General features: G+C 66.9%; 17 protein-coding genes and 1 pseudogene. 14 read left to right on the top strand and 4 right to left on the bottom strand.

Annotated features, from left to right (window positions below):
- Nucleotides 1-157 precede the first annotated feature (157 nt).
- Nucleotides 158-1,516, bottom strand: a pseudogene (locus ACWEN3_RS15775) (aldehyde dehydrogenase); the annotation flags it as partial.
- Nucleotides 1,517-2,091: 575 nt separating this feature from the next.
- Between ACWEN3_RS15775 and ACWEN3_RS15770 the strand changes: the two are divergent.
- The 4 genes from ACWEN3_RS15770 (at nucleotide 2,092) to ACWEN3_RS15755 (ending at nucleotide 8,310) form a co-directional block, all read left to right on the top strand.
- Complete coding sequence (locus ACWEN3_RS15770) at nucleotides 2,092-3,111, top strand: zinc-dependent alcohol dehydrogenase family protein (RefSeq protein ID WP_452970553.1); 1,020 nt, start codon at nucleotides 2,092-2,094, stop codon at nucleotides 3,109-3,111.
- A gap of 104 nt (nucleotides 3,112-3,215) precedes the next feature.
- Nucleotides 3,216-5,270: an FUSC family protein gene (locus ACWEN3_RS15765; RefSeq protein ID WP_452970550.1), complete on the top strand. Its 2,055-nt coding sequence runs from the start codon at nucleotides 3,216-3,218 to the stop codon at nucleotides 5,268-5,270.
- A gap of 925 nt (nucleotides 5,271-6,195) precedes the next feature.
- The gene (locus ACWEN3_RS15760) at nucleotides 6,196-7,128 is read left to right on the top strand and encodes an alpha/beta hydrolase (protein ID WP_452970548.1); all 933 of its coding nucleotides are present in this window, start codon (nucleotides 6,196-6,198) and stop codon (nucleotides 7,126-7,128) included.
- Between the two features lie 282 nt (nucleotides 7,129-7,410).
- A complete protein-coding gene (locus ACWEN3_RS15755) occupies nucleotides 7,411-8,310 on the top strand; it encodes an alpha/beta hydrolase (RefSeq protein WP_452970546.1) in 900 nt (299 codons plus the stop codon).
- A gap of 403 nt (nucleotides 8,311-8,713) precedes the next feature.
- On the opposite strand, the gene ACWEN3_RS15750 is transcribed toward ACWEN3_RS15755, so the two are convergent.
- Nucleotides 8,714-9,349 (bottom strand): NAD(P)H-binding protein, encoded by a 636-nt coding sequence (locus ACWEN3_RS15750; protein WP_452970543.1) that lies wholly within the window; start codon nucleotides 9,347-9,349, stop codon nucleotides 8,714-8,716.
- 371 nt (nucleotides 9,350-9,720) lie between these two features.
- Here ACWEN3_RS15750 and ACWEN3_RS15745 point away from each other — a divergent pair, with 371 nt between their 5' ends.
- The 9 genes from ACWEN3_RS15745 (at nucleotide 9,721) to ACWEN3_RS15705 (ending at nucleotide 18,649) form a co-directional block, all read left to right on the top strand.
- Nucleotides 9,721-10,521 (top strand): SDR family NAD(P)-dependent oxidoreductase, encoded by an 801-nt coding sequence (locus ACWEN3_RS15745; protein ID WP_452970540.1) that lies wholly within the window; start codon nucleotides 9,721-9,723, stop codon nucleotides 10,519-10,521.
- Between the two features lie 86 nt (nucleotides 10,522-10,607).
- The gene (locus ACWEN3_RS15740; RefSeq protein WP_452970538.1) at nucleotides 10,608-11,783 is read left to right on the top strand and encodes a CaiB/BaiF CoA transferase family protein; all 1,176 of its coding nucleotides are present in this window, start codon (nucleotides 10,608-10,610) and stop codon (nucleotides 11,781-11,783) included.
- Between the two features lie 123 nt (nucleotides 11,784-11,906).
- Nucleotides 11,907-13,061 carry an acyl-CoA dehydrogenase family protein gene (locus ACWEN3_RS15735; protein WP_452970536.1) on the top strand — a complete coding sequence of 385 codons (1,155 nt, stop codon included), beginning with the start codon at nucleotides 11,907-11,909 and terminating at the stop codon, nucleotides 13,059-13,061.
- A 36-nt stretch (nucleotides 13,062-13,097) separates the two neighbouring features.
- Nucleotides 13,098-13,604: a MaoC family dehydratase gene (locus ACWEN3_RS15730; protein WP_452970533.1), complete on the top strand. Its 507-nt coding sequence runs from the start codon at nucleotides 13,098-13,100 to the stop codon at nucleotides 13,602-13,604.
- 10 nt (nucleotides 13,605-13,614) lie between these two features.
- Complete coding sequence (locus ACWEN3_RS15725) at nucleotides 13,615-14,826, top strand: thiolase family protein (RefSeq protein WP_452970531.1); 1,212 nt, start codon at nucleotides 13,615-13,617, stop codon at nucleotides 14,824-14,826.
- A 20-nt stretch (nucleotides 14,827-14,846) separates the two neighbouring features.
- Nucleotides 14,847-15,278 (top strand): Zn-ribbon domain-containing OB-fold protein, encoded by a 432-nt coding sequence (locus tag ACWEN3_RS15720; RefSeq protein ID WP_452970529.1) that lies wholly within the window; start codon nucleotides 14,847-14,849, stop codon nucleotides 15,276-15,278.
- A 1-nt stretch (nucleotide 15,279) separates the two neighbouring features.
- The gene (locus ACWEN3_RS15715) at nucleotides 15,280-16,527 is read left to right on the top strand and encodes a CaiB/BaiF CoA transferase family protein (protein WP_452970526.1); all 1,248 of its coding nucleotides are present in this window, start codon (nucleotides 15,280-15,282) and stop codon (nucleotides 16,525-16,527) included.
- Entirely contained in the window at nucleotides 16,517-17,665 is a 1,149-nt protein-coding gene (locus ACWEN3_RS15710; RefSeq protein ID WP_452970524.1) for a CaiB/BaiF CoA transferase family protein, read from the top strand. Before ACWEN3_RS15715 ends, ACWEN3_RS15710 begins: the two co-directional genes overlap by 11 nt.
- 42 nt (nucleotides 17,666-17,707) lie before the next feature.
- Nucleotides 17,708-18,649 carry a LysR family transcriptional regulator gene (locus tag ACWEN3_RS15705; RefSeq protein ID WP_452970521.1) on the top strand — a complete coding sequence of 314 codons (942 nt, stop codon included), beginning with the start codon at nucleotides 17,708-17,710 and terminating at the stop codon, nucleotides 18,647-18,649.
- A gap of 108 nt (nucleotides 18,650-18,757) precedes the next feature.
- Here ACWEN3_RS15705 and ACWEN3_RS15700 read toward each other — a convergent pair whose 3' ends face one another.
- The gene (locus tag ACWEN3_RS15700; protein WP_452970518.1) at nucleotides 18,758-20,110 is read right to left on the bottom strand and encodes a phenylacetate--CoA ligase family protein; all 1,353 of its coding nucleotides are present in this window, start codon (nucleotides 20,108-20,110) and stop codon (nucleotides 18,758-18,760) included.
- Between the two features lie 344 nt (nucleotides 20,111-20,454).
- On the opposite strand from ACWEN3_RS15700, the gene ACWEN3_RS15695 reads away from it, so the two are divergent.
- Nucleotides 20,455-21,654, top strand: a complete 1,200-nt coding sequence (locus ACWEN3_RS15695) for a CoA transferase (protein WP_452970515.1) — start codon at nucleotides 20,455-20,457, stop codon at nucleotides 21,652-21,654.
- 57 nt (nucleotides 21,655-21,711) lie between these two features.
- Here the strand turns inward: ACWEN3_RS15695 and ACWEN3_RS15690 are convergent, their stop codons facing one another.
- Nucleotides 21,712-22,362 carry a GntR family transcriptional regulator gene (locus ACWEN3_RS15690; RefSeq protein ID WP_452970513.1) on the bottom strand — a complete coding sequence of 217 codons (651 nt, stop codon included), beginning with the start codon at nucleotides 22,360-22,362 and terminating at the stop codon, nucleotides 21,712-21,714.
- Nucleotides 22,363-22,481: the final 119 nt, after the last annotated feature.

Here is a 22,481-nt window from a genome sequence, read left to right as displayed (position 1 = left end):
CTCGACCACGCGTGGCCGCTGCTCGAAGCGGCCGACCTGGTCGGCGACCTCTGGTCGGTTCCCGCCTACCTGCGGATGTGCGCTCCCTGGCTCGGAAGATGGTCTTCTGCTCGAGGTAGGGGTCGAGGCTCCCGGGGCCGAGTTCACGGCCCATGCCGCTGTTCTTGACGCCGCCGAACGGGGCCTCCATGGGGAAGGAGGCGCTGTTGACGCCGATCGTGCCGGTCACGATGCGGCGTGCCACCTCGGTGGCGTGTTCGCGGTCCTGCGAGAAGACGCCGCCCCCGAGGCCGTACTCGGAATCGTTGGCAATGGCGATCGCCTCTTCCTCGTCCTCGTAGGGGATGACGACCAGGACCGGGCCGAAGATCTCTTCGCGGGCGATCCGCATGTCGTTGGTGACGTCACGGAAGACGGTCGGTTCCACGTAGTAACCGCGGGGGAACGCTTCGGGGCGGCCGCCGCCGACGACGGCCTTGGCTCCTTCCCGTCGTCCCAGCTCGAGGTAGGACTCCACGCGTTCCCGCTGACGTTCGGACACCAGCGGGCCGAAGAGGTTGGAGGGATCGGTGGGGTCGCCCATCGGGATCTCGCTCATGGCCGCGCTGACGGCGTCGACCACCTCGTCGTACCGGGAACGGGGGGCGAGTACCCGGGTCAGGGACCGGCAGATCTGGCCGGTGTTCGGCGAGCAGGCCGTGGCGACGAAGGGCTTGAACGCCTCGAGGTCGACGTCTTCCAGCAGGATGGCGGCGGACTTGCCGCCCAGTTCGAGCGTGACGCGCTTGAGATCCCGCCCGCAAGCCGCGGCGATGGCCTTGCCGGCGATGGTGGACCCGGTGAACGCGATCTTGCGGACGAGGGGGTGGTCGACGAGGGCGGAACCGGTCTCGCGGCCCCCGGTGACGACGTTGATGACGCCGGCGGGGATGCCCGCCTGCGCCGCGATCTCCGCGAACAGGAACGAGTCCAGCGAGGTCTCGGGTGCCGGCTTGATCACCACGGTGCAGCCCGCCGCGAGCGCGGGGCCGATCTTCCACGTGAGCAGGGGCTGCGGACCGTTCCACGGGGTGATGGCGCCCACCACACCGACGGGCTCGCGCCGTACGAGCGCGTCACCGACGGAAGTCTTGATCGGCTCCTCTTCGGCCATGTTCTCGGCGAGGGAGGCGAAGTACCTGTAGTTCAGCGCCACCTGCGACTGCATGGCCCGGGACACGCTGATCGGCGTGCCGTTCTGCCGCGTGACGAGCGCCGAGATCTCATCGACCCGCTTCTCATAGGCGTCAGCCAGCCGGCGCAGGTACTCGGCGCGCTTCACGAAGCCGAGCGCGGCCCATGCGGTGCCCGCGGCCTCCGCGGCGCGCACCGCGGCGTCGACGTCGGCCGTGTCACCGTCGACGATCGACGCGAACGCCTCCTCCGTCGCCGGGTTGACGACGGAGATCCGTTCCGCCGACCGGGCGGGCTGGAATCCGCCGTCTATGTAGTGGGAGTCATGCTTGATGACTGCCATGGAAAAACCTCCTCAGGTCACCAATGACGTTGGTGTCCAGTCGAGCATCTCGCATCAGAATGGGATGATAAAGGGTAGAGCTTTCTACCCCCAACTGGGCCCGATTCGCAGAAGGTGAAGTGCCGCTTCGGGAATTTCGAATCTGCGACATCAGATGGCCGGACGGAGTCGCGTCCAGCTCGGTTGGGTCGCCCTTGTGGGAGCTCCAAATGGTCGCAGTCATCCGCGTGAGCTGCGGGTTCACAAACAGATTCGACGGAGGCGAATCAGCGATTCGCTCCTGTCGACTTGGATAGTCCGCAAGTCGGGTTTAACCTTCAGGTAACGAAAACGTCGGCATCGAAGGCTCCAGCCCTTGAAGAGCGGGCGATTTGATCTGGCCTTCTGGTGCACCTAACGGAGCAGGATACAGCGCAGCTGTGCCATGGCTATCGACATGCGATTCGGCGCTCTAATTTCGTCTGCGCGCCGCACCATGCGCGACCCCATGATGGATCTTTGCATTGCTTGCCCATCGGGCCCGAGCGAGTGATTTCGCGAGTCGGCGTACGGCAACAAGAGAGAAGGAACAGACTGTGCAAGGAATTACATTCCCCGGTGATCGCCGTGCACTTCTGAGGGAGTTCCCGGACCCCGTGGCCGGACCGGGCGAGGTCGTCGTGCGCATGCGCGCCTCCGGTATGTGTGGCAGCGATCTGCACTTCTACCGAGGAACGGCCTCCTTCGGAGGCGGCCCGGACATGATCCAGGGGCACGAGCCCTGTGGCGAGGTACACGCTGTGGGCGAGGGTGTCACTCCGGACATGGCATCGGTCGGCGACCGGGTCATGATTCACCACTACTGGGCCTGTACCACTTGCGACCACTGCCGGTCGGGCTGGCCGCAGATGTGTGACGGCGGCCAGGTGCACACGCTCTGCATCGACGAGCCCGGCGGTCACGCTCCCTACATGGTGGTACCGGTCCGTACGCTCCTGCCGCTCCCCGACGAGCTCAGCTTCAAGGCGGGCGCGGCGATCGGGTGCGGCACCGGAACAGCCTGGGGCGGTCTCAAGCGCCTGGGCGACCTGGGCGGAGCCAACCTGGTGGTCTTGGGACAAGGACCGGTCGGTCTCTCCGGGACCATGCTGGCGTCGGCTCTTGGGGCTCGTGTCATCGGCGTGGACATCAACGCCGAGAGGCTGGTCAGCGCGCGCGAGTTCGGCGCGAGCGACGTCGTCAACTCCGCCGAGGTGGACATCAGCGAGGCGATCGCCGATCTCACCGGTGGCCGAGGGGCGGACATGGTCCTGGAAACCTCGGGCAGGGCCAACGCCGACGCGCTGAAGATCCTCGGCAAATGGGGACGCGCCTGCTTCATCGGGCTCCCCGGGGATGTGAGCTTCAGGACCGAGGACGTCTTCAGGAATCAGTGGACCCTCATGACGTCCTGGACGCTGTCCTCGATCGAGCAGCGCCGCTGTGCCGATTTCATAGCCTCCCGCGAGCTGCCCGTGGACAGCCTCTTCACCAAGAGCTGGTCGCTCGACCAGGCCGCCGAGGCCTACGAGTGGTTCGACAAGCAGACGGACGGCAAGGGCGTCTTCGAGTTCTGACAGCGGCGGTCGCACCAACCGGACCAGCGACGCCCACCGGAGTGGCCGGATGCCCTGTCCTGTAGCCGGCACTTCATGCACACAGCGAAAGAAGTGATATCCCGATGGTGACCCACTATGGGCGGGCGGTTCTGCATGCCGCGCGCCACGGCTTCCGGGTCGAGCGACCCCTGCAGAACCCGCAGGCACTGCTTCGCGTCGCCGTGGGCATCGTTCTCGGCACGGTCCTCGGCTACGTCCTGAACCAGCAGATGCTGTGTGTGGGCGCCTGGCTCGCCGGACTGGGCTCGATGATCCCCCACCAGCGTCACCGTCTGGGCGTCTCAGCCGCGAGCGCGGTACTGCTGTGCATCGTCGGTCCGGCAGTGGGCGTCTACGTGCACGGCATGTCGTGGTTGCTGTACCTCTTGGCGTTCCTCGGTGTGTTCGCCGGCGGCATGCTGATGATGTTCGGGATCGGCTTGGGCATGAGGGCCATCATCATGACCATCCTGATGGTGGCCCTGGCCGATCTCGCACCCGACGTCTCCACAGGTCTGACCGTGGTGAAGTGGCTCGCTCTCGGCGGCGCCATCGGGTGGATCTGCCAGCTGCTCCCGCCCTATGGCCCCCGGTTCGCCACCCAGCGCAAAGCCGTGGCGGCACTCTACGACGCACTCGCCGCCGACGTCCGGGCATCCGTGGAAGACGGCACGGCAGACCAGCCGTGGCCCGGGCCGCTGCTGGCGGCTCGGCAGGCGTTGACCGTGCTGCCTCAGTTCTCTCGCGCCGCGGCCGCTCCGTTGTTCGGCCTGGTGGGAGAGGCGGAGCGGATCGCCCGGAATGTTCGCGCCCTTCAGGCTGCTGAGGGCCCGGTGCCCGAAACCTGCAGGGCCCGCTCCGCCGCAGTAGCGGGCGTACTGTCCGATGTGGCCTCGACCGTGCGCAGCGGGCGTCCGGTCGCGGTCACGGCGGACTGGTCCTCCAGGCAGCTGTTGCAGCAGACACGCTCCGGCGAGGCTCATGAGAACATTCTCCGCGACCTCGTCGACGCCCTCACGGAGGCCGGACGGCTGGCCGGCATACCGGACGCCAGGAAGTCCGACGACTCCTGGCAGCACACCGAGTTGGCCCTGCTGCACTCCCAGCCTGGTCTTGTCGCACGAGGGCTGCGACGTCTGCGCGAGGAGCTCACGTGGAGCTCGCCCGTCTTCCAGCACGCGTTGCGTCTGGCTGTCGCGGCCACCATCGCCGAGACCGTCGGACGAGCCACGGGCGACTGGGGAGGCCTCGGCGAGCCGGGCCACGCCTTCTGGCTCTTCCTGACCGCCGCGATCGTTCTGTTCCCCACCTTCGAGCACACCTTCAGCCGTGGCATCAGCCGTAGCACGGGAGCGATCGCCGGTGGCCTCATCGGCTGGGCCCTGACTCTGCTTCCCGACGCTCGTGTGCTGCACTATCTCGTCCTGATCGTCCTGCTCCTCCTCTACCTGACCTTCCGCAGCACCGGTCAGCCATTGATGATCATGTGGATCACCGCATGGGTTTCCTATCTCGGCGCAGGAGGCAGCAGCGCCTGGACCCGCACCGCCGACACGGTGATCGGCTCCGCCATCGCCATGGCGGTCTACATGCTGTGGCCCACCTGGCAGAGCAAGAGCTTGCCCCGCCTGCTGGCGAACTGGATCCGCGTCGAAGGCCAACGCCTCAGCGCCCTGGCGGGCGCCTGGGCCGACCCCTCCACCGCTGATCCGATCGCTCTGGACCGGATGGGCCACGAAGCCCGGGCGGCACGCCACAAGTTCGACGAAGCCGCCACGCACGCCACATCCGAGCCGGTCCATCACCTCGCGCGGTGGCAAGGTCCGGAACTGCGACTGCTGGCTCGCTCGGTTCACGAAGTGGCCAAGGGCTCCGCCCTGTTGACCGCACATCTGCCCGGCCCGCAGATGCCCGGTGTCCCCTGCGCCGCACGCTACGCGGAGCCGTTGCACCACGTGATGTCCGAACTGGCCAAAGCCGCAGAGACAGGTGCGCAGCCGGACCCCCGTCTGACCGCACGGTTGCATGACGCCTTCGGCGCCGAGCTTGCGGACACCGCATGGCTTCGGCAGCCTGGCCAGGACGTTTTCGGCCGAGTCACCCACTGCGTGGAAGACCTGGCAACCGCGATGCGCTGACAGAGTGTCTCTGACCGGCTTCGCTCGGCCTGACCTGCGGACGGCCGCGAGAACAGCGTCGGGAGCGCCACCGTGATCGGCACCCGATTCCGTGGGCGCGGGAGAATCTGCGAGCCCCACGGTCGGCGGATTTCCGAATCCGCGGGGGAGGGGAGGGAGCGGATCCCCGTTGGCGTATGCGAGTGGTGACGGCCCGGCGAGGCCGAATCCTGCCCGCTCCAGGCGGTATCCCGACCGTTATCGGACGAGTGGCCGAGGGGTCCCATACGGCCGGTTGTGCGCGGAGCCCCTGTGTTTCGGCGACAGCGAACTCCATGTCATCCCAATCCCGGCCGAGCCCAGGACGTGCGGTCTTCCTCGGCAAACGGCCCGGCCCGCTGTTCTCCGGCGCCCACGTGCTGCCGCGCATCACCCAGTCCATCGGCTTCGAATCCGCCGGACCTGGCCGCCTGGCCGTGCGGCAGGTATGTCGCTCATCCGATCAACGCTGCGGCGTCGCGACGTGGCGACGACGGTGCAGGGAGGGGGGCGATCGCGCTGCTCTTGGACCACGTCCGCGAGTACCGACAACGGCCTGTACCACCTGCAATCTTTCCGGCCGCCGCTTGCCCGAACGGGTCGTTTGAGCCGGCCTCGTCTTTATCGCCAACGCCGGAAATGGGGCTGCGCCCTGCGGTATATCCGTGGTCGTTCCTGGGTCACCCACGAAGAGGGCGGAGAACAGCCCAGAGGCTGCGTAGGGCCGGTGAGGGGGGTAGCGATTCATACCATGGTGAACCACATTCTCGCGTGACAGGCTACAACTCAGCGCAGGACAGGAACGCGGACCGTAAGCGCGTAGTCAGCCCGGATTCAGGCGCCGAGAAGGTAGCGCCAAGTTCATTCCGTCCTGTCGTCCGAACTCACTCTCAGGAGATGTATTCACGTGGAGACCGTGACTTTCAAGAACAAGAATGTGGATGTTGCCGCCGACGTCTACTTCCCGCCCGGCTTCGACCCGACGCAGAAGTACCCGGCGATCGTCAGTGCACACCCGATCGGCAGCTGCAAGGAGCAGACGTCGGGCACGGTGTACGGGAAGCGGTTCGCCGAGGCGGGCTACGTGGTGCTCGCGTTCGACGCGTCCTTCCAGGGCGCCAGTGGCGGTGAGCCGCGCCACGTCGAGGATGCGACGTGGCGTGTGGAGGACTTCCGCTGTGCGGCCGACTACCTCGTCACCCTCCCCTACGTGGACGAGGACCGCATCGGTGTGTTCGGCATGTGCGGTGGCGGCGGTTACACCTGGACCGCGGCGATGACCGAACGCCGGTTCAAGGCCGTCGCGACGGTCACCGGAGTCAACATGGGGCGCCTGATGCGCCAGGGCGACATGTCGCCGGACGCGGCCATCAAGACCCTGGAGGCCATCGCGCAGCAGCGCACCGCGGAAGCTCGCGGTGGCGAACGCCGGGTCGACGGCTTCCTGCCGCCCTCGGTGGAGAAGGCCACCGAACTCGGCCTGGTCCCCCCGCACTACATCGACATGGCGGAGGCCACCGAGTACTACAAGACGCCCCGGGGAGCGGCGCCCAACGGAACGAACCTGTCGCTGCTCTCCTCCATGGCGGCCACGGTCGGCTACGACGCCTACCACCTCGCGGAGTACCTGCTGACCCAGCCGCTGATGCTCGTCGTCGGCAACAAGCCGGGTGAGTTCGGCGCGTACCGCGACGCGTACACCGTTTTCGACCGGGCACGGTCCCAGGACAAGGAGGTCGTGGTCATCCCTGACGTCTCCCACTACGACCTGTACGACAAGCCCGAAGCCGTCGAGCCCGCCCTTGCCGCGTTGATCCCCTTCTTCAACAAGCACCTCTGATCACACGCCCGGCCCGACCTGGACCCGGCCTCACCGCATGCCCGGGGCAGCCGATCCGTGCGTAGCGCTGTCACTGCCTGCGTGCTCTCTGAGGGGCCCACGGGCAGGCGACGGATATGCCCTCGAGTCGGGGTCGACCCTGCCGGGCCCGCGTCGGCGTCAGCACCTGACCGCAGCGGACGGCGCACGTGGTGCCGGTCGCCGCTGCTGTCCGTGACGGGTGTCCGTCGCACCCATCCCCCTGACCGCCTCCGAATCTGTTGAACCAGGAGCTTTCTGATCATGACCACGGTCACACCGGAAGAATTCGTCTCCGCCCTGGCGCACGGGCTCGCGTTCGCCAGGCGCAGCCCCGTCGTGCGGCACCCCGACGAGTACGGGCTGACCTACGAAGACGTGCGGTTCCCCGCGTCGGACGGCACGGTCCTGGAGGGCTGGTTCATCCCGGCCGACTCCGACAAGCTCGTCATCGCCAACCACCCGTCGCCCTGCAACCGCTACGGCTACCCGGGGCACTTGGCGGAGTACAGCACCCCGTTCGCCGACTTCGAGGTCAACTTCCTTCCCGACTACAAGAACCTGCACGACGCCGGCTACAACGTCCTCGCTTACGACCTGCGCAACCACGGTGAGAGCGCGGCAGCGGACGGCGGCGTCTGCGGTATCGGCCTGCTCGAGTACCAGGACGTCCTCGGGTCCATGCGCTACGGCCGCGACCGCCTGGGCATCGACAACACCCGCATCGGGCTGCTCAGCCGCTGCCTGGGCGCGGACGCCACCCTCGTCGCCATGTCCAGGCACCCCGAGGAGTTCGAGGGCGTGCGCGCGCTGGTGGCGGTCCAGCCGGTGTCGCTTCGGGCCCTGGCCGAGACGGCGACCACCGGCATCCCCGGCGGCATCGAGTCGTTCGCGCAGCAGATCAAGACGCTGACCGGCTTCGAACTGGACGAGATGTCCCCACTGGAGTACGCCAGGGACGTCACCACGCCGACCCTCGTGGCCCAGGTCCACCAGGACTCCGCCACCCGCCCGTCCGACGTCCAGGGCATCTACGACAACCTCGCCACCGAGAACAAGAAGCTGCTCTGGATCGAGGGAACCACCCGCCGCTTCGACGGCTACAACTACTTCCCCGAGAACCCCGAGCAGATGATCGACTGGTTCACCACCCACCTCGCCTGATCACACAGCAGCCTCAGCGCTGATCCCGAACAACGCGGGACCCCGGCAGGCGACCAGCCACCACCAGGGTCCCGCGCTTCGTTTGTCGCAGTGAGGCGAGGACTCCTCGCCGACCGTCCGAAACACTGTTCACATGTCAGCGTCTCGGAGCGCAGGTGCCGCAGTTGGCGTGACGCCTCCAGCGCGTCGAATTTCCACGGACGCTCCATTGCCGATCGCGTCGACCTGGCCGACCGCAGTGCACCAGGCCGAGGGCATTCAGGTGGGCCGCCGCCAGATTCGCGGTGCCTTCGAGACAGGTTGGTGACGGTTTCGGCGTTCGGGGTGCCCCAGATGTCAGGCTGCCCGGAGGCGAGTTGTTGGACCGAGTGCCAAGCTGGACGCCGGTTGGCAGAGATCGGAGTCAGCTGAAAACGGGGCGGTCACCGTCTGTGCCTGGCTTGTTCACGCCCAGGTCGGCACGGACCCACCTGGTGGGATCCTTGATGATCTGGACCGCCAGGGCGGCCACGGACTTCCGCGAGACGACGGTGCCCTTGAACGGCTCGTCACGTTGGGTGACCTCGAAGTCGATCTCGTCGTTGTCCGAGAGCCGGGCCGGCCGCAGAATGGTGTAGTCCAGGCGAGAGGCGGTGATCGCGTCAGCTGCGGCCCGGTAGGTCGTGAGCACGGAGGAGCCGATCGTCTGCGTGTTCCACCGGCCGAACTCGCCCGGCACTTCGGCGTGGATTCCCAGGGCCGTGACGAAGACCAGGCGCCGCACGCCGGCGTCCTCCATGGCGGCGACGATCCGCCGCGCCTGTTCATCGATCCGGCCGGCCAGGTTCGCGTACACCACGTCCTGTCCCTGGACGGCCGCGCCGAGCACCTCCGCGTCCAGCACATCGCCCTCGATCACGCGGGCCTCCCGCGGCACGTTCGTCAGACGCCTGTGGTCACGCGCCAGGAGGGTGAGCTCCACATCCTCGTCACCGAGCATGCCCACCGCCCACCGGGCGATCTGCCCGCCGGCTCCAAGGACCAGGACTTTGGTCGCCATCTCGCTACGCTCCTGTGCGGGTTTCGGTGCACATCCCATGAACCTGTGCGGAGATCCGTGGCACCGGTTGGTGCGGGCCACCGGCAGCGCGCGCGGTCCGTCGGTCTGTGTTGATGGCCCCACCCTGACACGGAAAGGAAGACCGGTGGAGGGTAGACATCTTTACCCCTCCTTCGCGCGCTGCGGTGCCGTTCGATCCGCCGTCGAGACGACCTCGCCGTATTCCCGGATGGTCCGGATGCTTGGGGTTCGATGCATTCACGGCGAGCCAATTCGATACCTTCGAACAGTGAATTCGTGAATCATCACTTGCTTCGACCGTAAACGCAACCTTAACCTCGATCCAACCCAACTAGTCGAGGCATTTTGTGATGAACGTACTGGAAGGCAAGGTTGCCATTGTCACCGGCGGCACCGGAGGCATCGGCAAAGGGGTGGCGGTGCGTCTCGCCGCTCGCGGGGCGACCGTCGTGGTCAACGGCAGGGACGAACAAAAGGCCGGGCAGGTGCTCGCGGAGATCCGGCAGGTGGGTGGCGCGGGATGCTTCGTCGCGGGTGATGTGCGTTCCAAGGGCGACATGGACGCGGTAGCGGCGGAAGCCGCCCGTCGCTACGGGGGCGTCGACATCGTGGTGCCGAGCGCCGGAGGCAATGACGACGAAGCGCGCTCACCCGCGGTCCGCGGTTCCTTTGCCGACATCGACCTCGCGCGCGTGACGGCCTTTGTCGGGCAGGCGGTGGCGGCAAAGCTCGTCGTGGTGCAGGCAGCCGTTCCTTACATGCGGGAAACGGGTGGCGGTAGCGTGGTTTTCGTGACATCCGAGGGCGGCAGGACACCGACGCCCGGCCAGACCGCCATTGCCACCTTTTCCGGCGGGTTGGTCATGGCGAGCAAGGTCCTGTCCAAGGAGCTGGCGCGACACCGGATCCGGGTGAATTGCGTGTGTGTGACCGTGGTACGCGATTCTCCTTCCTGGACGGCTGCGTTCGAGGCCGAGGGTGGCGTCTCCGAACAGCACAGAAAGCAGTATGAAAAGATCCGGGACCGCAGTCCCTTCGGAGTCGCCGCCCCGCAGGACATCGGCAACGTCGTGGCCTTCCTGGCGTCGGACGACGCCCACTACCTCACGGGCGCGATCGTCAGCCCCACCGGTGGTTTGACGGTTCACTGACGGTGCACCGAGGATTCGAAGTCTCCGAATGGGGACTTCGAACTTTTTCAATTGGCGTGGACTTCAGCCCGGGATATTCTCCCGCGATGGGACGTGAGTCAAGGACGACACATGAAACAAGAGGCCCGCTCGCGGGTGTCAGAATCGTGGAGTTGGGGGGCGTCGGGCCGGTCCCGTTCTGCTGCATGCTCCTTTCCGACCTGGGCGCGGACATCGTCCGCATCGACCGGCCCCCGGGTTACGACGGCGGCGCGCCGGTTGATCCGCGGTTCAATCTGCTCAATCGCGGACGGCGCAGTGCGGCGCTGGATCTGAAGAAGAAGGCGGCCGTCGGGGCGGTCCTGGAACTGGTGCGCGGCGCGGACGTGCTGGTGGAGGGTTTCCGCCCGGGCGTCGCGGAGAAGCTGGGCCTGGGGCCCGACGAGTGCCTCGCGGTGAATCCCGCGCTCGTGTACGGGCGGATGACGGGCTGGGGCCAGGACGGACCGCTCGCCCAGGTCCCCGGCCATGACGTCAACTACGTCTCGCTCACCGGCGTGCTCCACTCCATCGGCACCACGGGCGGTCCGCCCGTCATCCCGCTCAACCTCGCCGGCGACTTCGGCGGAGGGTCTCTCTACCTCGCGCTGGGCGTGCTGTCGGCACTGCTGGAAAGCCGCGACTCCGGACAGGGGCAGGTGATCGACGCCGCCATGGTGGACGGTTCGGCATCCCTCATGACCCTCTTCTACGGGCTGCACGCCGCCGGGTACTGGAACGACCAGCGTGGCACGAACCGCCTTGATTCCGGAGCTCCTTGGTACGACGTCTACGAGACGAAGGACGGACTCTGGCTGAGCGTCGCCTCGAACGAGGCGCGGTTCTGGCGCAACACCCTGCGTTTCCTCGGGCTGCCCGAGCAGGACATGCCGGAGCAGCACGACCGGTCTCGATGGCCGGACATGCGCGAGAGGCTCGCCGCGGTGTTCCGGACGCGCACCCGGGACGAATGGTGTGCGCTGGCCGAGGGCCGGGAGGTCTGCATCGCCCCGGTCCTGTCGTTGACCGAAGCGCCGCACCATCCGCATCTGCGGGAGCGAGGAACGTTCGTCGAGGTGGAGGGTGTGGTCCAGCCGGCCCCGGCGCCGCGCTTCAGCCGGACGCCCGGAGCGATCCAGCGCCCTCCCGCGGCGCCCGGGGGAAACACCGAGGAGGTCCTGGGTGACTGGGGCTTCACGGTCGGCGACCTGGCCGCACTGCGCGCGGCGGGTGCGATCACCTAAGGCCGTTCACCGCCGTCGAATCACAGGTTCGAAACTTATCACTTGGATCGCTTGTAACTCGCCCTTAACGTTCGTGTAACCGCATTTCCGGGCCCCAACACAGCGATTTGGAGAGATCGAAAAATGTCTTCGAATTTCCTCAGTGAATCCCAGGCAGACTGGCTCAAGACCGTGAATGATTTCATGGACAACGAGGTCACTGTCGAATATGTCCGCAAGTGTGACGAGGCGCGCGAATATCCGTACGAGGCGTACGAGAAGATCGCACGTCAGGGCTGGCTCGGCCTTCTGATCCCCGAAGAGGAGGGCGGCTCGGGCGGCGACATCTTCGACTACTCGCTGATGGCCGAGGGTCTGGGCAAGTTCGGGTTCGACTTCGCCTGCTCCGTGCTCGTGCCGACGTTCACCGCGATGAACATCATCAAGTACGGCACGCCCGAGCAGAAGGCGAAGTACGTCAGGCCGTTCATCGAGGGGAAGATCCGGTTCTCGGTCTCGATCTCCGAGCCCGACGCGGGCTCGGACGCCGCCAACACCAAGACGCGGGCGCGGCGTGACGCCAACGGCGACTGGATCGTGAGCGGACAGAAGCTGTGGTGCAGTGGGGCGGCGGCGAAGGACACCGTCATCGCGATGCAGGTGCGCACCGACACCGAGGACAAGCACGGCGGAATCTCGGTGCTGCTGATCCCGAACGACACGCCCGGCCTGGACATCCGCCGGCTGCCGACGCTGTCGCGCCACGCGACGGGCACCACGGAGATCTTCCTGGACGAGGTCCGCGTTCCCGCGGATGCCCTGCTGGGCGAAGTCGGCCAGGGCTGGCAGGTCATCACCGACCACCTGGAGCTGGAGCGCTGCGCGGTGGCCGCGGCCTACGTCGGCAACGCCCAGACCGCGGTGGACACCGCGAACCGGTACGCCCAGCAGCGGATCCAGTTCGGCAAGCCGATCTTCGAGTTCCAGGTGCTGCGCCACATGCTCGCCGACAACCAGACCCAGGTCGACGCCGCCCGCCTGCTGTGCTACCGGGCGGCCCAGATGAAGGCCGAGAAGCTTCCCGCTGCCCGCGAGACGTCGATGGCCAAGCTCTTCGGCTCCGAGACGCTGAAGAAGTGCGCCCTGGACGGCATGCAGATCCTGGGCGGCTACGCCAACCTGCCCGAGGGCGACATGGAGCGCTATCTGCGCGAGAGCATCCAGTCCACGATCGGCGGCGGCACGTCGCAGATCCAGCGCACCATCATCGGCAAGTCGATGCGCCTGAAGTCCGCCTGACGCCGACCGCCCACCAGCACGGAACGGAGACACATCATGAGCATCGACAACCGCATCGACATGCCCTTCGACGAGATCGAGGTCGGCCGGGTCTTCCGCTCGGGCGGCCGGACGATCACCGAGACCGACGTCGTCAACTACTGCGCGCTGACCGGCAACTGGATCGAGATCCACTCGAACGTCCACTACGCCTCGCAGACCCGTTTCGGTGAGCGCCTCGTCCAGGGCTCGCTCACCTACTCGGTCATGACGGGCCTGATCACCTTCGGCCCGTCGATCCAGGCCAACTACGGCATCGACAACCTGCGCTACCTCAAGCCGGTCCACATCAACGACACGATCTACGTGACCTGCGAAGTCGTCGACAAGAAGGAGAAGGACGAGAAGTTCGGCGTCGTCACCTTCCTGATGAAGGCGCTCAACCAGGACGGCGACGTGTGCCAGAAGTCCGAGTGGAGCCTGCTCATGCTCCGTAAGCGCGAGGACCTCGAGGCCCTGCTCTCCGCGTCGATCCCCACCGAGAAGCCGCGCAAGAAGGCCTGAGGTCCGCCCGATGTCAACCGCACCCGTCGCCGCCGTCATCGGCATGGGCGACGCCTACGCATCGCTCGAGAACCGCAAGGACCCGCTGCAACTCGCGGCGGAGGCGACCGGCCGGGCACTCGCCGACGCAGGGATCCGCAAGGACCAGGTCGACGCCGTGTTCACCGGACGCTCTCCGTGGGCCGACAAGCGCTCACAGTGGAGCAACATCTTCATCTCACACATCCAGATGCCGGTGACGCTGACGAGCGAAATCACCATGCACGGCGCCGGCCTGACCGCGACGATAGCCGTCGCGTCCCAGATGATCGCCGCCGGCACCGCCGAGTACGTGCTGTGTCTGCAAAGCGACGCGACACAGCTTTTCGTCGACGCGGTGGCGATGGGTGCCGAGGCCGACGCCGACCCCCAGTACGAGGTTCCCTACGGCCCCACGATCCCCGCGCTCTATGCCCAGGCCGCGCACCGCTACTTCCACGAGTTCGGTCTGACGGAGGAAGACCTCGCGGACGTGGCCGTGGCCAATCAGCGCTGGGGCGCCGGTCATCCGCATGCGGCGAAGAGGAAGCACGGTGAGATCGACCGGGCCAAGGTGCTCACGTCGCCCTACGTCGCCACGCCGCTGCGTCGGTGGATGTGCTCCACGTGGGGCGGCGGCACCGGTGGCGCGCTCATCGTGACGTCACCGGAGAACGCCCGGGACGCCCGCGACCCGGTGTACGTCCTCGGCTTCGGGTCGGCCACGACGCACGAGTACCTGGGCGATCGCATGAACATGCGTCAGTGCCGGTTCCCGGGACTGGGCGAGTTCCCCAACCTGACGCACACCGCGACGGCGGAAGCCGCCCGGCAGGCGTACACGATGTCCGGGCTCGGCCCCACCGACATCGACATGACGCAGATCTCGGTCAACTTCGCGCACATGGGCCCCATCGTCATGGAGGACCTGGGGTTCGCGAAGAAGGGACACGGGATCGACGTCTACCGCGAGGGGCGTACCGGCATCGACGGAGATCTCCCGACCGACACCAACGGCGGCTGGCTGTCGTTCGGTCAGCCCGGGATCTCCTGCAACATGGACAGTTTGGTCGAGGCGGTCCGTCAACTGCGCGGACAGCCCCTGGGGCTGGCGCCGGCGCGTCGGCCGCGGACGGTGCTGGTGCAAGGGGCGGGCGGCATGCTGGCCGCCGGCAGCGTGCTGCTGCTGGCCTCCTCGACCTGAGGCGCGAAGGGGAGCACGGCATGACTGACGTGAAAGCACTGAACGACTGGCCGCAGCCGTACCGGCTCATGGACGCGCAGCCGTACTGGGAGGCGCTGTCGGAAGAACAGCTGACGTTCCAGCGCTGCGCGGACTGCGCACAAGCGGTGTGGCCAGCGCACTCCTCCTGCACACGCTGCGGCTCCGCGGCGCTGTCGTGGGAGCGGTCCAGCGGCCACGGCACGATCTACTCGTACAGCACGATCATGCGCGGCCCGACCCCCGTCTGGTCCGCGATCGCGCCGTACACCGTCGGCTTCGTACGGCTGGACGAGGGCTATTTCCTGTTCACCCAGATCGAGGGTGAGCCGGATGACATCGAGATCGGCAAGGAAGTCTCCGTCCGCTTCGTACAGCGCGGAGAGCAGAAGCTGCCCGTCTTCGCACGGGTCACGTCCGACTTGGAGGGGTGAGATGGCCGGGCCTCTGGACGGTGTGCGGATCCTGGATCTGACGTCCAACTTCATGGGACCGTACGCGTCCTTGCTGCTCGCGGACATGGGGGCCGATGTCTCGAAGGTCGAGTCGCGGGAAGGCGATACGACCCGGGAGATCGGACCGTGCCGCAACCGCGGGATGAGTGCGATATTCCTGCACCTCAACCGCAACAAGCGCAGTCTCGTCCTCGATCTCAAGAGCGCCGGCGGCAACGCGGCACTGAAGAGGATGATGCGTTCCGCCGATGTGCTGCTGTACAGCCTGCGTCCCAAGGCCATGGCCAGGCTGGGGCTGACGTACGAGGACGCGCGGGCCGTCAATCCTGGGATCGTCTACTGCGGCATGTACGGATTCGGCCAGAACGGCCCCTACGCGGATCGCCCCGCGTACGACGACCTGATCCAGGCGGCGGTCGGGATGCCGGTGCTGCAGAGCCGCAAGGTGGGTCCGCCCGGCTATGTGGCCACCGCCATCGCGGATCGTGTCGTCGGGATGGCCGCCACCTCGGCCGTGTCGATGGCACTGTTCCGGCGCGAGAGGACCGGACAGGGCCAGGAGATCCAGGTGCCGATGTTCGAGACGTTCGCGCATTTCGTCATGGGCGACCATCTCTACGGGCACACGTTCGTCCCGGCGGTCGGTGACTGGGGATACCAGCGCATGATGAATCCCGACCGTCGCCCGTATCGCACGCTCGACGGCTACATAGGGGTGAACGTCTACATAGACAAGCACTGGCGCCGGTTCTTCGAAGTGTCCGGACATCCGGAGATGGCGCAGGACCCGCGTTTCGCTGACATCCACGGCCGGACCGAGAACATAGGACTCCTGTACGAGTTCCTGGGCCGGGTCTTCGAGGCGAAGACCACCGCGGAGTGGCTGGTGCTCATGACTGAGGCGGACATCCCCGCCATCGAGATGCATACGCCCGAGTCGCTGCTGGACGATCCGCACATGAAGGACGTCGGGTTCTTCGCCGAACAGGAGCACCCGTCCGAGGGAGTTCTGCGGACGCTGGGTATTCCGCAGCAATGGAGCGAAAGCAGCCCAGAACTGCGCTACCCCGCTCCACGCCTCGGTGAACATTCGGTCCAGTTGCTGGACGAATACGGATTCAGCAGAAGTGAGATCGACGCACTGCTGAATTCCGGTGCCGCGTATGCCGGCCACTCTCACCATGCGCACGCAGTCGACCAAGGAAGCAGGGGACACGGTGATACGTGATCTGCCTTTGTCGGGGATTGTGGTGGTGGAGCTGAGCGACAGCGCATCGGCACCGTTCACCGGGAAAATTCTCGCCGAGCTCGGCGCCGAGGTGTGGAAGGTGGAGCGCCCGTCGGGTGACTCCGCGCGCGGTTGGGGGCCGAGCACGTGGAAGGGAAGCGGAGCGGCCTTCCACGCCCTCAATCGCGGCAAGCGGTGCATCAGCATCGACATCAAGGACCGGGATCAGCTGGCGACACTGCACCGGCTGATCGCCGAACGGGCCGACGTCTTCCTCCACAACCTCCGGCCGGGCTCCAGCGCGAAGTACGGGCTGGACCCGGACAGTCTGCGGGTGACCAAGCCGGAGCTGATCTGCTGCGAGATCGGCGCGTTCGGGCACAAGGGCCCCCTGGACACGCTTCCCGGCTACGACCCGCTGATGCAGGCTTTCTCCGGGATCATGAGCATCACCGGCGAGGAGGGACGGCCCCCGGCGCGGGCCGGGGTGTCCATCGTCGACTTCGGGTCCGGGATGTGGGCCGTGATCGGCATCCTGGCGGCCCTCCACCGACGTCATGCCAAGCACTGCGGCGCGACCGTGAACGGGTCGTTGCTGGAGACGGCCATCGCCTGGATGTCCGTCGGCATCGCGAACCACAACACCGACGGCGAACCCGGCGGGCGCCAAGGATCGGGCGTCGCCTTCATCGTGCCACATCGCGCTTACCCCACCGCTGACGGCGAGTTGGTCGTCAGCTGCGCCAACGACGCGCTGTTCGCCCGGCTGTGTGAGACGCTCGGCCGGCCGGAGTGGGCCACGGACGACAGGTTCGCCACGAACGCGGGGCGGCTGCGGAACCGGCAGGAGATCGACCGGCTGATCGGTGAACAGCTCGCTAAGGAATCACGCGCGTACTGGCAGGAACGGCTGCAGGCGTCCGGTATCCCGGTGGCACCCATGCAGACCACCGCGGAAATCGTCGCCCACGAACAGACGCGCGCGCTCGGCATCATCGGCACTCCGCCGGACGACGAGATCGGTCTGGTGGGCCTGCCCCTGTCGTTCGACGGCAAGCGTCCGCCACCCCTGCACGCGGCCCGCGACATCGGCGCGGACAACTCCATGATCGACGAAGCGCTGAAGGCCCGTCCCTGATGGGAGAAATCGCGTGAGCAGGGTGAACACGAGGGGGACGACATGGGGACATTCAACCGACTTCATCTGATTCGCCAGGTCGACCTGTTCACGCTGCGCCTCTTCCTGTCCGCGATCGAGGAGCAGCAGATCGGCCGGGCGGCCATCCGGGAGAACATCGCCGCGTCGACGGCGACAAAGCGCATTCAGATCCTGGAGGACATCGCCGGCATCCAGCTCCTCGAACGGGGACCGAAGGGAGTCGTCCCGAGCCCGGCCGGTGCGGTCCTGGCGCGATACGTCCGCCAGATCCTGGACAGCCTCGAAGACATGCGCTCCGAGATCGCCTCCTTCACGGAAGGCGTGCGAGGGGATCTGACCATCGCATCGGCGCGCACCGTCTTCGTCCCGTTCCTCGCGCGCGAGCTGGGTGAATACAGCCGCGAATATCCACTCGTCGACCTGGCCGTGCACGACGTGGAGAACGCCGAGGTCGTCCGGCAGGTCGCTCACGGCGAGGCGGACATCGGTGTGTTCGCGGCGGCGTACGAACTCGATCTCGACGGAGTCGCCGTCACTCCCTACCGGCAGGATCGCCTGGTGGCTCTCGTGCCACAGGACCACTGGCTGAGCGAGCGGCCCAGTGTGACGTTCCAGGATCTGCTGCCGGAGAACCTGATCGCGGTCTCCTCCATGCTCGGTGCGTTCCGTGCCGCAGCGCGCCGGCTCGAGCGGGAAATCGAGCCGAGCTACACCGTGCGCAGCGCAGGTGTCGCGATCAGCCTTGTCCGGGCCGGACTGGGTGTCACCGTGCAGCCCGAGTGTCTGGTCACGCGGGAGGTTCAGACCGGCGCGGCCGTGCTGGAACTCGCCGAGCCTTGGGCGGTGCGGAAGATCCACGTGGCTACCGCGCGCGGCCGCACCTTGAGCCCGGCTGCGCGCGCACTCGTCAAGCAACTGTTCGACCGCCCGGGCGACGACACCGAGCGCCTCACGTATTTCTGACCGTCACATTTCCGCTTGTCATAGGACCCGAACCCCAAGTGCCCTGATGGTTCAGAGCACTTGGGGTTCGGCGCGTTCAGCGTCAGCGACCGGGTTCTATCCGCGCCGCTAGGACGAGACTCGTTCGATCAGCGCGACCTTGACGTGATCCGGACGCTTCAGCGTCCCGTCGGGGACGAGTTCGACGACCGTCTTCACATTGAGGGCCGAGCGGATCCGCTGTTCGAGCGTGGCACGCAGCTCCCGCTGCTGCTCCTCGCTCATGCCCGCCGCGTGCTCGACGACAAGAGGGAGCGGACGCTGAGTCGAGTGCCCCTCGAAATCCGCCCGGATGCGCATCTCCCCGGTCGTCGACGGCGCCAGCTCCAGGACCAGCTGCTTGATCGCCGAGGGGAAGACGTTGATTCCGCGCACGATCAGCATGTCGTCCGTGCGGCCGATGCACCGGATCTTGTACCCCGTACGACCGCAGGAGCAGTCGGTCCCGGTGACCACCACGTGATCCCTGGTCCGGAAGCGCAGCAGCGCGGACGCCTGACGGCGCAGCGCCGTGTAGACGAGTTCGCCCTGCGCGCCCTCGACCGGTGCGACCTGGTCACCGGTCTCGGGGTCGATCAGTTCGGCGATCATGAGGTCCGGTGACAGGAAGTGCATCCCCTCACCCGCCTCGCACTCACCCCAGTACGTGCAGGCGATGTCGGTTCCCCCGAGCATCTCCCGCGCCGTCGCGCCCCACAGCGCCTCGAGGTTGTCGCGTACGGCGGGCAGACCGCCGCCGGGCTCACCGCCGACACTGATCGCGCGGACGCCGAGCTCGCGGGCGGCACGTCCGACGATCTTCGGCGCCTGCTCGGCGAGGTGAGTGAGGAAGTACGGGGTGCCGATCAGTGCGTTCGGCCGCTGATCAGCCTGCACACGAAGCAGCCGCTCCGCGCCGGCCTCCGCACCGATCGGAATGTCGACGATGCCCATGTACTGCAGAATCTGGACCACCGGCAGTCCACCGACGAATCCCTTGCTCATACCGAAGGCGTGCAGAAGCCGGTCACCCGGCCGGAACCCGTTCGCATACAGCGCCCTCGCCCCGAGCTCGCACCAGGTGACGATGTCGCTCGCGGTGAGCCCCACGTAGGAGGGGCTTCCCGTGGTACCGGACGACGCCTGGATCTGCACGATGTCGCCCGCGTCCACGGCGACATGAGCTCCCAGTGGCGGGTGATCGGCCAGGCTGTCGCGGAGCTCCTGCTTCTCGGTGAAAGGAAGACCGGCCAGGTCTTCGACCGTCCTGACCTTCGTCACATCGACATTGTGCTGTGAAAACTTCTCGCGGTAGAAGGCGCTGTTCGCGGCCAGATGAGCAAGTTGTTCCCGCAGGCGCTCATTCTGGACTGCCCTGGCTTCCGCGGTGGAAATGGTCTCGATCGAGCTCCAGTACTTCTCTGAGAATGGAGCAACTGCCATGACGCCTCCTCCTCGTCCTGGCTTGCCGATGACCGACCCGACGTCGAACTCATCGCAATGCCTGCCAGGCGTCTAGATATTCATCGCACGTTGGTGTTTCAGCCTCACTGAAGAGTCCTCAGTAATCGTATATCTTATTTTGTTTTCAATCCAGGGCCGCACGGACGAGTGGCGGTGAGATGGAATACGGGTGGGCGAAATTTAGACCGGATGGTCACAGCTTGCCCGAGTTCAAGGCGGCCTCCATGGTTCGGCGACCCTTCCCCGGAGCTGAAATATCATATATGTTGACTGGGTTCCGACAGTGACAGCCCCGCGTACGCCGCCGGGTCGAAGGGATGACCATGCCTCCTGAAGAAGTGCCCCCGCAGGAGGGGCTCCTGTCCGGCCTCAGGGTTGTCGAGATCTCGAGTTACGTGGCCACGCCTCTGTGCGGGCTCACGCTCGCGCAGTTGGGCGCCGACGTCGTCCGGGTCGAACCCCTCGGCGGTGCGGCGGACCGGACCAGATGGCCGCTGGCCGACTCCGGAACCAGTCTGTACTGGTCGGGCCTGAACAAGGGCAAGCGCGCCGTCGCCGTCGACATGGAGTCCGAGGCGGACCGCCGGCGCGTGGTGGACCTGATCGTGCGGGGCGGTCCGTGTGTGGTCGTGAGCAACAGCGACAGGTACCCGGAACTGGGCTACGAGGCGCTCAGCGCGCTGCGTCCCGACGTGATTCACGTGGTCCTGCAGGGGCGTGCCGACGGCGGTGCCGGAGTGGACTACACGGTCCAGGCCGCCACCGGGTTCCCTCTGGTCACCGGAGCTCCGGGCACCGCCGCGCCCGTGAACCACGTGCTGCCCGCCTGGGACATCGCGGCCGGACTGTATCTGGCGGTCGGCCTGCTCGCCGCGGAGCGGGAGCGGCTGGTCGGCGGCCGGGGCCGCGAGATCCGGGTCGCGCTGGAGGACGTCGCGCTCGCCACGGCGGGCAACCTCGGCTATCTGGCCGAGGCGCAGGTCACGAACCACGAGCGCACGAAATCCGGCAACGACGTCTTCGGCACCTACGGCCGTGACTTCGTGACCGCGGACGGCGTACGGCTGATGGTCGTGATCCTGACGAAGCGGCACTGGACGAAGCTGTTGACCGCGACCGGTCTGACGGCCGCGTTCGAGGGCCTCGCCGACGCCCTGGACACCGACTTCTCCAGCGAGTCGCAGCGGTACGAACACCGCGAGCTGATCTCGGTCTTGCTGGCGCGCTGGTTCAGCCGCACCCGGCTCGCCGAAGCGGCCGAGATCCTGGACAGCCACCGGATCCTGTGGGAACGCTACCGCAGCTTCGAGGAGCTCGGCCGTGACGGCGGTGCCGCGCTGCGAAAGAGCGAACTGTTCGACGAGGTCGACCAGCCCGGGGTGGGCCCGCACCTGGCGCCGAAGTCACCCATCGTCGTCGACGGCGGGCGCCTGGATCCCCTGCCCGCCCCCGTCGTCGGTGAGCACAACACGCAACTCCTCCCGGTGGTGGGCGAGTCCGACGCTCCCGGGGGCGATGTGTAGGCGCTCAGGACGCCGATTCCCACCTGCTCCACAGCCCGCGCTCCTCAAGGGCCTCGATCAAGTGGTCTGCGCCCTCGGCGATTGTCGCCGCATGAGTGCCCTCGCCTCGCCCGCGTCGCCCGCGCGCAGCGCGTCGAGCAGGAGGGGGTGTGCGTGCCGGGTGGCGGCGACCTGACCCTCGATCGTCGCGTAGAAGCGGTTCGGCACATGCTGGACGGCCGAGTTGAGCAGGAGGGTGAGGCGGTGGGAGTCCGCCGCCAGGTTGATCTCGCGGTGAAAGGCGTGGCCGAGGCCGGCGATGCCTTCCTCGTTGCCCGCGGCGATGGCCTTCTCGTGCTCCGCGAGGATCGCCTCGAGCCTGGCGATCTGTTCTGCCGTGATCTTCTTGGCGGCGCGCGCGGCCAACTCGCCGGCCAGGTGTGCCTGGGTCCAGAACAGATCCCTGATGTCCTGCTGCGTGAAGGGGGCGACGACGAAGCCCCGGCGCGGGACCAGTTGGACGAAGCCTTCGCTCTGCAGCGCCAGCATGCCTTCGCGGACCGGTGTGTTGCTGACGCCGACCGCTTCGGCGATGGGCTCGATGCGCAGGAACTCGCCCGCGCGTACCTGACCCGAGATGATCAGTTCGCGGACGTAGCTCGCCACCTCGTCGGGAAGTCGTCTCCGCGTGGCGCTGCGACCGTGCAGGATGATTACGTTGCCCGTCATTGTTGCTTCTCGCCTCCTCATGAGGCTCCAGCATAATATACGATCGATCACTCTCCTTTGTTCGTAGCCGAGGCGCAACGAGGTGTTTACGCGCGGCACCGGGCGACCCCTTCGGGGAC

Source organism: Streptomyces sp. NPDC004561, from assembly GCF_053602155.1.
The sequence above is the reverse complement of the archived record's forward strand: the minus strand, read 5'-3'. Positions and strand labels throughout refer to the sequence as shown.

Excerpts from the sequence above, each read along its gene's own strand:
- ACWEN3_RS15700 (WP_452970518.1), bottom strand. The coding sequence starts at position 20,110 with ATGGCAGTTGCTCCATTCTCAGAGAAGTACTGGAGCTCGATCGAGACC.
- ACWEN3_RS15725 (WP_452970531.1), top strand. The coding sequence starts at position 13,615 with ATGTCAACCGCACCCGTCGCCGCCGTCATCGGCATGGGCGACGCCTAC.
- ACWEN3_RS15765 (WP_452970550.1), top strand. The coding sequence starts at position 3,216 with ATGGTGACCCACTATGGGCGGGCGGTTCTGCATGCCGCGCGCCACGGC.
- ACWEN3_RS15730 (WP_452970533.1), top strand. The coding sequence starts at position 13,098 with ATGAGCATCGACAACCGCATCGACATGCCCTTCGACGAGATCGAGGTC.
- ACWEN3_RS15740 (WP_452970538.1), top strand. The coding sequence starts at position 10,608 with ATGGGACGTGAGTCAAGGACGACACATGAAACAAGAGGCCCGCTCGCG.
- ACWEN3_RS15755 (WP_452970546.1), top strand. The coding sequence starts at position 7,411 with ATGACCACGGTCACACCGGAAGAATTCGTCTCCGCCCTGGCGCACGGG.
- ACWEN3_RS15745 (WP_452970540.1), top strand. The coding sequence starts at position 9,721 with ATGAACGTACTGGAAGGCAAGGTTGCCATTGTCACCGGCGGCACCGGA.
- ACWEN3_RS15715 (WP_452970526.1), top strand. The coding sequence starts at position 15,280 with ATGGCCGGGCCTCTGGACGGTGTGCGGATCCTGGATCTGACGTCCAAC.
- ACWEN3_RS15690 (WP_452970513.1), bottom strand. The coding sequence starts at position 22,362 with ATGACGGGCAACGTAATCATCCTGCACGGTCGCAGCGCCACGCGGAGA.
- ACWEN3_RS15750 (WP_452970543.1), bottom strand. The coding sequence starts at position 9,349 with ATGGCGACCAAAGTCCTGGTCCTTGGAGCCGGCGGGCAGATCGCCCGG.
- ACWEN3_RS15720 (WP_452970529.1), top strand. The coding sequence starts at position 14,847 with ATGACTGACGTGAAAGCACTGAACGACTGGCCGCAGCCGTACCGGCTC.
- ACWEN3_RS15695 (WP_452970515.1), top strand. The coding sequence starts at position 20,455 with ATGCCTCCTGAAGAAGTGCCCCCGCAGGAGGGGCTCCTGTCCGGCCTC.
- ACWEN3_RS15705 (WP_452970521.1), top strand. The coding sequence starts at position 17,708 with ATGGGGACATTCAACCGACTTCATCTGATTCGCCAGGTCGACCTGTTC.
- ACWEN3_RS15735 (WP_452970536.1), top strand. The coding sequence starts at position 11,907 with ATGTCTTCGAATTTCCTCAGTGAATCCCAGGCAGACTGGCTCAAGACC.